At 44.7% G+C, this 6,370-nt stretch carries 16 protein-coding genes; all 16 read right to left on the bottom strand.

Going from position 1 to position 6,370, the window contains the following annotated elements; all coding sequences use genetic code 11:
- Nucleotides 1-13: 13 nt before the first annotated feature.
- Complete coding sequence (gene terS / locus FYJ53_RS20940) at nt 14-736, bottom strand: phage terminase small subunit (RefSeq protein ID WP_154557777.1); 723 nt, start codon at nt 734-736, stop codon at nt 14-16.
- 76 nt (nt 737-812) lie between these two features.
- On the bottom strand, nt 813-983 hold the full coding sequence (locus tag FYJ53_RS20935) for a hypothetical protein (RefSeq protein ID WP_154557776.1): 171 nt from the start codon (nt 981-983) through the stop codon (nt 813-815).
- 253 nt (nt 984-1,236) lie between these two features.
- Complete coding sequence (locus tag FYJ53_RS20930; protein WP_371720688.1) at nt 1,237-1,650, bottom strand: DUF1492 domain-containing protein; 414 nt, start codon at nt 1,648-1,650, stop codon at nt 1,237-1,239.
- Between the two features lie 80 nt (nt 1,651-1,730).
- Nucleotides 1,731-2,111, bottom strand: a complete 381-nt coding sequence (locus FYJ53_RS20925) for a hypothetical protein (protein WP_154557774.1) — start codon at nt 2,109-2,111, stop codon at nt 1,731-1,733.
- Between the two features lie 9 nt (nt 2,112-2,120).
- On the bottom strand, nt 2,121-2,297 hold the full coding sequence (locus FYJ53_RS21290) for a hypothetical protein (RefSeq protein ID WP_195840287.1): 177 nt from the start codon (nt 2,295-2,297) through the stop codon (nt 2,121-2,123).
- An 8-nt stretch (nt 2,298-2,305) separates the two neighbouring features.
- Nucleotides 2,306-2,515 carry a hypothetical protein gene (locus FYJ53_RS20920; protein ID WP_013379596.1) on the bottom strand — a complete coding sequence of 70 codons (210 nt, stop codon included), beginning with the start codon at nt 2,513-2,515 and terminating at the stop codon, nt 2,306-2,308.
- Nucleotides 2,516-2,690: 175 nt separating this feature from the next.
- Nucleotides 2,691-3,068 carry a DUF4406 domain-containing protein gene (locus FYJ53_RS20915; RefSeq protein ID WP_177190851.1) on the bottom strand — a complete coding sequence of 126 codons (378 nt, stop codon included), beginning with the start codon at nt 3,066-3,068 and terminating at the stop codon, nt 2,691-2,693.
- Between the two features lie 22 nt (nt 3,069-3,090).
- On the bottom strand, nt 3,091-3,318 hold the full coding sequence (locus FYJ53_RS20910; protein WP_074617057.1) for a hypothetical protein: 228 nt from the start codon (nt 3,316-3,318) through the stop codon (nt 3,091-3,093).
- Nucleotides 3,315-3,704, bottom strand: coding sequence for a hypothetical protein (locus FYJ53_RS20905; RefSeq protein WP_154557773.1), 390 nt, complete (start codon nt 3,702-3,704; stop codon nt 3,315-3,317). The genes FYJ53_RS20910 and FYJ53_RS20905 overlap by 4 nt, the downstream gene beginning before the upstream one ends.
- A gap of 161 nt (nt 3,705-3,865) precedes the next feature.
- Nucleotides 3,866-4,198: a Lar family restriction alleviation protein gene (locus tag FYJ53_RS20900; protein ID WP_154557772.1), complete on the bottom strand. Its 333-nt coding sequence runs from the start codon at nt 4,196-4,198 to the stop codon at nt 3,866-3,868.
- Nucleotides 4,195-4,665, bottom strand: coding sequence for an SAM-dependent methyltransferase (locus tag FYJ53_RS20895; protein WP_154557771.1), 471 nt, complete (start codon nt 4,663-4,665; stop codon nt 4,195-4,197). The genes FYJ53_RS20900 and FYJ53_RS20895 overlap by 4 nt, the downstream gene beginning before the upstream one ends.
- Nucleotides 4,662-5,072, bottom strand: a complete 411-nt coding sequence (locus FYJ53_RS20890; protein WP_154557770.1) for a hypothetical protein — start codon at nt 5,070-5,072, stop codon at nt 4,662-4,664. Before FYJ53_RS20890 ends, FYJ53_RS20895 begins: the two co-directional genes overlap by 4 nt.
- Before the next feature lie 2 nt (nt 5,073-5,074).
- The gene (locus tag FYJ53_RS20885; protein WP_154557769.1) at nt 5,075-5,356 is read right to left on the bottom strand and encodes a hypothetical protein; all 282 of its coding nucleotides are present in this window, start codon (nt 5,354-5,356) and stop codon (nt 5,075-5,077) included.
- On the bottom strand, nt 5,343-5,843 hold the full coding sequence (locus FYJ53_RS20880) for a hypothetical protein (RefSeq protein ID WP_154557768.1): 501 nt from the start codon (nt 5,841-5,843) through the stop codon (nt 5,343-5,345). Before FYJ53_RS20880 ends, FYJ53_RS20885 begins: the two co-directional genes overlap by 14 nt.
- Nucleotides 5,836-6,192 carry a hypothetical protein gene (locus tag FYJ53_RS20875; RefSeq protein WP_154557767.1) on the bottom strand — a complete coding sequence of 119 codons (357 nt, stop codon included), beginning with the start codon at nt 6,190-6,192 and terminating at the stop codon, nt 5,836-5,838. Before FYJ53_RS20875 ends, FYJ53_RS20880 begins: the two co-directional genes overlap by 8 nt.
- On the bottom strand, nt 6,152-6,370 hold a 219-nt coding region (locus FYJ53_RS21285; RefSeq protein WP_195840286.1), incomplete at its 5' end, for a hypothetical protein. The genes FYJ53_RS21285 and FYJ53_RS20875, both read right to left, overlap by 41 nt.

The following is a 6,370-nucleotide window of genomic DNA, read 5'->3' as shown; positions in this document are numbered from 1 at the left end:
GAAGGCTGCTTTTTTAATCTTCATCGGCCCAGTCCTCCACCGCGCTGCCGTTCAAAGCTTCCAGGAAACCATCGTCTCCAGGCTGCTCGCCGCCGGCGCGTTCTTTGTTTTCGGCTTCTACCTTGGCAATCTCGGCTCTCAAACGATCAATACGGGCTTTCTGTTCTTCTGTGGCCAGATCAGACTTTAACAGCTCATCATACTGCTTAAACAGGCCTTGCAGGGTCTTCATGGCCCTCGATTGCGCTTGTAAGAAACTGGCCTGTTTGTCCCAGGCCATCTGGACCATATAGGCTTCGGAGCCGGCACTTTCCATGCTGGTGACTTTAGTGCTGTCTTCCTGATCCTCGACGTACATGATCCGCTGCGCCCGCACAATGGCCGCATACTGAATCTGAATCTGGTGCCAGAGCAGGTCAATGGGGTCTGCGTCCTGGACCGCGTCAAAAATTTCTTTGGTTTCCGGCGGAAGGTATTTTGAGAAGAAGCCGAACTTCTCGGCCTTTTTATTCCCGGGCGGCCCGCCGGCAGCATTTTTATTGCCAACAGGAGCACCGCATTTTTTCGCAACGTTGCGATTATCCTTTTGCAACGTTGCATTCCACTTATATCGATTTTTCCAGCTGCGGATGGTCCCTTCAGGTATGTCAAGGGCGGCGGCGATATCCACCATTTTCTGCCCTTCAAGGTACATCTGCTTGGCTGTTTCTGCTTTCTCATTTGGTGCTCTTGGCATCCATCACCACCTCGCTATTGTCGGTTTTGTCGCATTAAAAGACCTCAGCGCCGGAGCTTACCGAGGTCGTGGTCCACTATTCATTGCCATACTCAAATACTTCAAAATAACTCTTAATCGTAGTATTATTCGGTTTTAATCCTGACCGATCCATCGTTTCCCATATCTCTACAGCCTCTTGTTCGCTTTCTGCTTCGACTTCAACCGAATAAGAGGCGTTTTCTACCCAAGATATGCCATATTTCATTATTTCCCTCCACGAAAAAAGACACCGGTTTCCCGATGCCTTAATCAGCCACATATAATACAGCGGCCATTTCTTTTATATAACCGCCAAGTCTCGTGTGGTGATCAATCCACATCCGGTCATTAAACTTAACCAGATTTTGAGAAGTGGCGGCCTGCCAGCCGTCTTCGCCTGCACAGATATGCTCTGCCGGTTTGTCACGGCGGCGTTGTTAACATTTTTCTATGCTAACATAATATCATGTTTCAATCTATCATTGTCTATCCACTTCTAATTTTTCTAATGCTTTTCCATGTAACTTCCAGCAATGCGGCTCCGAATACCCCATCACAATCGCAATCTGAGCCCAGTCCAGACAATTAATATAACGATACTTCATCAGCCCTTCTAGTATGCAATCGTTAAGCCCTTCAAATGCGATTTCTAGCTCCAGTTTGATCTTCTGGGATTCAGATACCTTTTTCTTGATATTGTCCATAATTTCGTCCATTTTGATCACAATATCATCCACTTCGAGCGCCTTGCCACCTCTCGGCATATCCGATACCACCTGCGTGATCTTCTCCGCCCGAGTCTGCCACTCCTCCAGCTCCCGCTGCCAACTGTCGATGTCCAGCAACGCTTCTTTATACCGCCAAAGCCAGTCTTTCTTTTCTTTATTGGTCACTTGCGCCCTCCTTGTATGAAACCACAAGATGTGGTATAATTTCATTTGAGTTTACATGGGAGCGCAAGCTTCCTTTTTTATTACTCAATAAAAGTCAGGTCCATCACTTCATCCGGTATTACCAACCACATTTTCAAATTTTCGTGGTATGTCTTTGCTTCAATCAACCACCGATTACAGCTTACCTTCAAATCCTGCAATGCCTGTTCGTCAATGGAGTCATTAAGCGACTTTCCTTCTTTACCAAGAGTCTCCTCAATGTATGCCTTTTTATTTTGAAATTCTGGTATTTGTACCTTCGCAACAACATACAATGCCCCTGCCAAAAACAGGTAAAAAGCGGTAAAAAGTCCAATTATTATAGAAATCACGGAAAGCCCTACTCTATACGTATTTTCTCCAACAAAGAAAAACACAATGCAAAGTGCAAATATAATTATTCCTGTAATTACACCAATCATCTTAACCTCCTAAATTACTCCGAATCCCCTCAACACCGCCGCAATTACCACCGTGATAATGCCGACCGGGATTCCGATAATCGCTATGCACCAGACCAGACACCCCAGCCCGGCAGCGATGCCACCAAACAGAGAGCCGATCCATTCACTCACTGTTATAAATGCTTTTGTTATTTTGTCTTTCATGCGTCCTCCTATATTGCTACTAATGCATCTATATCTTCGTAAAAACAATCAAGGATAAACTTCAAGGCTTCTTTCTTCGATATTCCTTTTTCCTCAGCAATCACGACAGAGAGCGATTCTACGGCGATTGCAGTCATTGTTAGTATTTCGGCTGATGTGCCTGTTGCGCGGATACCTCCATTACCATTCTTTTTCAAATAAGTAAACATAAGTTTCATAAATCTTTGCCCTCCTTTACGCACTCCCCGCCCTTCTCCACCGGACACTCCCATCGTTCTTTGCAAGAGTCACACGGTTCTTGTTCGACTGGTTCACTTAGCGCTTTTTCACACTCGCCAGTAATCTCAATAAAGCACATAGTGCGCAAAATGCAATTTTCACAATCATACATAGCTATTCATCCAAAGATCGCTTCACCACCTGCTCATAATACAAAACCTCAAGCTCCCAACGTTCCGCCGCCCACTTTTCCTTCGCGCATCCTTTTGATTTTTCCCAATCGCCACACATGATAATCGCGTCACATTCTTCCAGGAATCCGAGGCACCGCGCCATGGCTTCATCCTCAGACATCATCTCTGGGATCTGAATCAACGGACGGGTGACGCAAATTTTGTTTTTGTGCGGGTGCCGTCTTGAAACATAGCCCTGCTGACTTTCTAGAATAATCTCCCAGCACTTCTGCTCATGATCCTTGTTTTCTGCCATCGTCCCTACGCTCGTACATGGGTGGGACAGGTAGTATATTTTTGTTGGGTCTAGTTTAATCATTTGTATTCCTCCCTTAAACATCCTACTGCATCATCTTAACGCCGCAGTTTTCGCAAACCGCCCAGATATGGCCGTTATAATCTGATCGCGATACCGTTAAGACACCTTTACAGTCTAGACATTCGATCTCTTTACTTTCTCCCCATTTCAAATCTTTTGCAGCTGCGCTTATCTTTGTTAAGCGTTCGAAAGATTCTCTGAGATCCTCTTCTGTCAATACATCATTTTCTAATGCGTCTTTTAAGCTCATTTTTCCGCTCCTTCCCACGGCTCCGGCCATTTCATCCATGCAGTCGCAACCAAATTTAAATCATCAAAATAGCAGCCATCCTCATTTATGAAATCCATTCGACCATGCTTCCAAAAGCCTTTAAGTACTTCTACAAAACCATTAGCCGAAATAGTTACAAGATATTGATCTTCTTTTTGGGGCAAATCCCCATCAGCCATAACGTGCCAGTTTCGATCTTCTGTCTCCACCAACGGACAATCATCTGCCCGCCTTTCCCATATTTCGTCTTCTGGAATATCCGCATATCTTTTCATCGCGGCGCAAAATATTCCATGACTACCATACGATGGAAACGGACACGCTTCACAGCTCTCTGGCATTTTCATATCAATCTGTACGGGCATTTTTTACCTCCTTTACATAATTCACAATATTACATAAGTCTGTTATTTTACACTCGAAGCGGTGTTCCAAAACAATACAATCGTTATAATAGGGACATTCATTATTTAATACGCGACACGTTCTACGACTATCACATGCAGACACCATATTGTCTAATTTATCAATCACATATTTTTCCATCTTCTTCTCTCCGTTCTCCATAACTGCAAAAATTATTTTTTTGCGTTATATCTCCTATAAATCCACAATCTCCAATATTTTTAGTCTTTTCATTGAACCATACGCATTCCCCGCACCGCATAATCTCCGGCGTGCGGGTGTTCCAGCTCTCAATGGCCGCTTCTTCGGTTGCATACGCAAGACCAACGGAACCTTGGCAACCATATGTATCACAATGTGGTTCAAAATTGGCTGGTTGCAGCCAGATGTCATCTCTTACTCTTATATGTCCCTCTTTACCGCAGTGAGCGCAGGGTTTTAGTTTTTTGGTCATTTTTCTACCCCTTTCATAAAAACACACCAATGCGTCTTACTTCTTTTATCTCCGAATAACGGCTTTTGGCCAAACACCTTAAGTACCTCAGAAAGCTTAATCTGATCATCATTCCATTTAAAAATCAGGGCACCATATTGATCTAAGACACGCATACACTCGTCAAAACCTTCTTTAAGTTGTTTTTCCCAGTCCTCGCTCAACAGACCGTACCTTGTGGCTAACCAGGAGTTCGCACCTGCCTTGATTAGATGCGGCGGGTCGAATACTACCATTTTGAAGGAATCACTTGGATATGGAAGATATCTGAAATCATAAAAAGTACCTGGACTGACTTCAAGCGTTCTCCCATCACATAGAGTTGTTTTTAATTCGCGGATATCGTTATAGACTGCCGCTGGATGCCGCTTGTTCCACCAGAACATTCTAGAGCCACAGCAAGCATCTAGTATTAATTTATCGGTCATTCTTCTACCTCCTTCTTAATTTCCTCGAATTTCGCCAACATTTCGGTCACTGCTGCCAAGGCTGCTTCTTCGGTCGGGAAGCAGTTTCCCATGTACAGAGATGCAAGGCTATTTGCGTTGCCTTTTCGGAAGCAGCGCCATCCCACATCCCCATTAGTAAGAACAGCCCAATATTCCTCCTCATCTTTCGGTCTCCACGGGCGTTTTTGGAGGGTGTATTTACCCGCCAATAAACAGAACAACAACCAACCGCTTGCTTCGTGTCCGAGACGGTTAACTATTGTTTCATTTGTAAATTTATAGGGGCCGCAATCCCTAATTTCTCCATCTTCATCCAAAACATCAAACTCTTCTCCAATTTCCACGCCCAACATCTTTGCCACTTCTGGCATGTAGTTTTTACTCATCGTTATACCTCCATTTTGATCTGCCCCTCCAGAGGGCTTTCTAATTCCTTGGTTTTCCCACGCTTAACCAGTTCAACCACTTTTCTGCCGTTATAAGACACATCTGGGTATAATCCGCAAGCCACATACGTTGCTTTCCAGTCTGTCCCCTCGCCGCAGGAGTCGCCGTACACCTCACACTTCCGATAGATGCCGTTGTATTGCTTCCGATAGAAATGCTTACAATCCTTGCAAAACCCTGTTTTAATGCCAAACAGGTAGTGCATTAACTCAATCTTTCGCATGGCTCCCCTTCCACTTCACCACATCGTCAATCATGTAGCTCTTGCGCAGGATCAATTCATTCCCCCGAATCGTCCGCAGCCGCACATCCACGCCGACGTGTGTGCCGTAAATCCTAATAATCTCTCCAGATTCCCACCGGATTTTATTCTTTCCGTCAAAGGCCACCCGAACCATTTCACCAACGGCCAGATTTCGCCGTAGCGCCTTCATAGAGCGACGATCTCGATAGTTCCTAACCTGGTCATACTCCAGTTTTATTTTTCGCTTTCTAGGCCGATTTGGCGTTTTATTTTTTAAAATATGCTCCTCCCATTCTTCCCGCCTATATGGCCGCCCAATCCCGGAACAAACTTTAATGATTGTCTCTTCCAGGCAGTGTCCGTCATTCATCAATGCGGATATTGGCTGTGTGGAGGTGCCGGACATTTGCGCGATCTGTTTTTGTGTCATTTTACGCTCGGCGGCCCATTGTTTTAGGTCAAACATTTCTTGTCTCCGTCACGATAATCTGGGTTTCGTTACGGCCTTTGATGTATTCCGCTGTGATCCGAAGGTCGATACAGCCAAAACAGTCATCCTGGATAATGCCGTATTTTACCAACGGGTCCAGAATCATCTTCCCAGCATAGTTGTCGGGATCTCGTCGCTTTCGGTCACCGAAGACATAATGGATATGCACTTCTGCGTTTGACAGCGCTTCTTTTGGAAAATCGTGCATATTGGCTCGCATCAGCATGTCCCATTGCTTTTTGATCTTCTGGTATTCCCACTTCTTATCACGTCCAATAAACCGGTTATTGCTTGGCGGTATCTCTGGTACAGTTATTTTGATCATCTTTATTCATCCACGCCTCCAATCGTGCTATTTTTTTATCGATAATCTCACTGGAATCTCCAAACATCATGTCTAAATATCTCAGTGTAATATAAACATCCGCCTTTTCTTCCAGAATGTTCTGCTTAGCCCGGATCAGATCCGCGCCGTTAAAGTTTTGTCCGGCGATCTTCAGTTT

This window comes from Eubacterium sp. BL-380-WT-2B (assembly GCF_009696115.1).
GTDB classification, from domain to species: Bacteria; Bacillota; Clostridia; order Eubacteriales; family Eubacteriaceae; genus Eubacterium; species Eubacterium callanderi.
This window is presented reverse-complemented; position numbering and strand designations above follow the sequence as displayed.

Bases quoted from the DNA above. Each gene is read 5' to 3' on its own strand.
- FYJ53_RS20900 (WP_154557772.1), bottom strand. From the start codon at position 4,198: ATGACCAAAAAACTAAAACCCTGCGCTCACTGCGGTAAAGAGGGACAT.
- FYJ53_RS20885 (WP_154557769.1), bottom strand. From the start codon at position 5,356: ATGCGAAAGATTGAGTTAATGCACTACCTGTTTGGCATTAAAACAGGG.
- FYJ53_RS20905 (WP_154557773.1), bottom strand. From the start codon at position 3,704: ATGCCCGTACAGATTGATATGAAAATGCCAGAGAGCTGTGAAGCGTGT.
- FYJ53_RS20890 (WP_154557770.1), bottom strand. From the start codon at position 5,072: ATGAGTAAAAACTACATGCCAGAAGTGGCAAAGATGTTGGGCGTGGAA.
- FYJ53_RS20895 (WP_154557771.1), bottom strand. From the start codon at position 4,665: ATGACCGATAAATTAATACTAGATGCTTGCTGTGGCTCTAGAATGTTC.
- FYJ53_RS20875 (WP_154557767.1), bottom strand. From the start codon at position 6,192: ATGATCAAAATAACTGTACCAGAGATACCGCCAAGCAATAACCGGTTT.
- FYJ53_RS21290 (WP_195840287.1), bottom strand. From the start codon at position 2,297: ATGAAAGACAAAATAACAAAAGCATTTATAACAGTGAGTGAATGGATC.
- FYJ53_RS20925 (WP_154557774.1), bottom strand. From the start codon at position 2,111: ATGATTGGTGTAATTACAGGAATAATTATATTTGCACTTTGCATTGTG.
- FYJ53_RS20910 (WP_074617057.1), bottom strand. From the start codon at position 3,318: ATGAGCTTAAAAGACGCATTAGAAAATGATGTATTGACAGAAGAGGAT.
- FYJ53_RS20915 (WP_177190851.1), bottom strand. From the start codon at position 3,068: ATGATTAAACTAGACCCAACAAAAATATACTACCTGTCCCACCCATGT.
- FYJ53_RS20880 (WP_154557768.1), bottom strand. From the start codon at position 5,843: ATGTTTGACCTAAAACAATGGGCCGCCGAGCGTAAAATGACACAAAAA.
- terS (WP_154557777.1), bottom strand. From the start codon at position 736: ATGCCAAGAGCACCAAATGAGAAAGCAGAAACAGCCAAGCAGATGTAC.
- FYJ53_RS20920 (WP_013379596.1), bottom strand. From the start codon at position 2,515: ATGAAACTTATGTTTACTTATTTGAAAAAGAATGGTAATGGAGGTATC.
- FYJ53_RS20935 (WP_154557776.1), bottom strand. From the start codon at position 983: ATGAAATATGGCATATCTTGGGTAGAAAACGCCTCTTATTCGGTTGAA.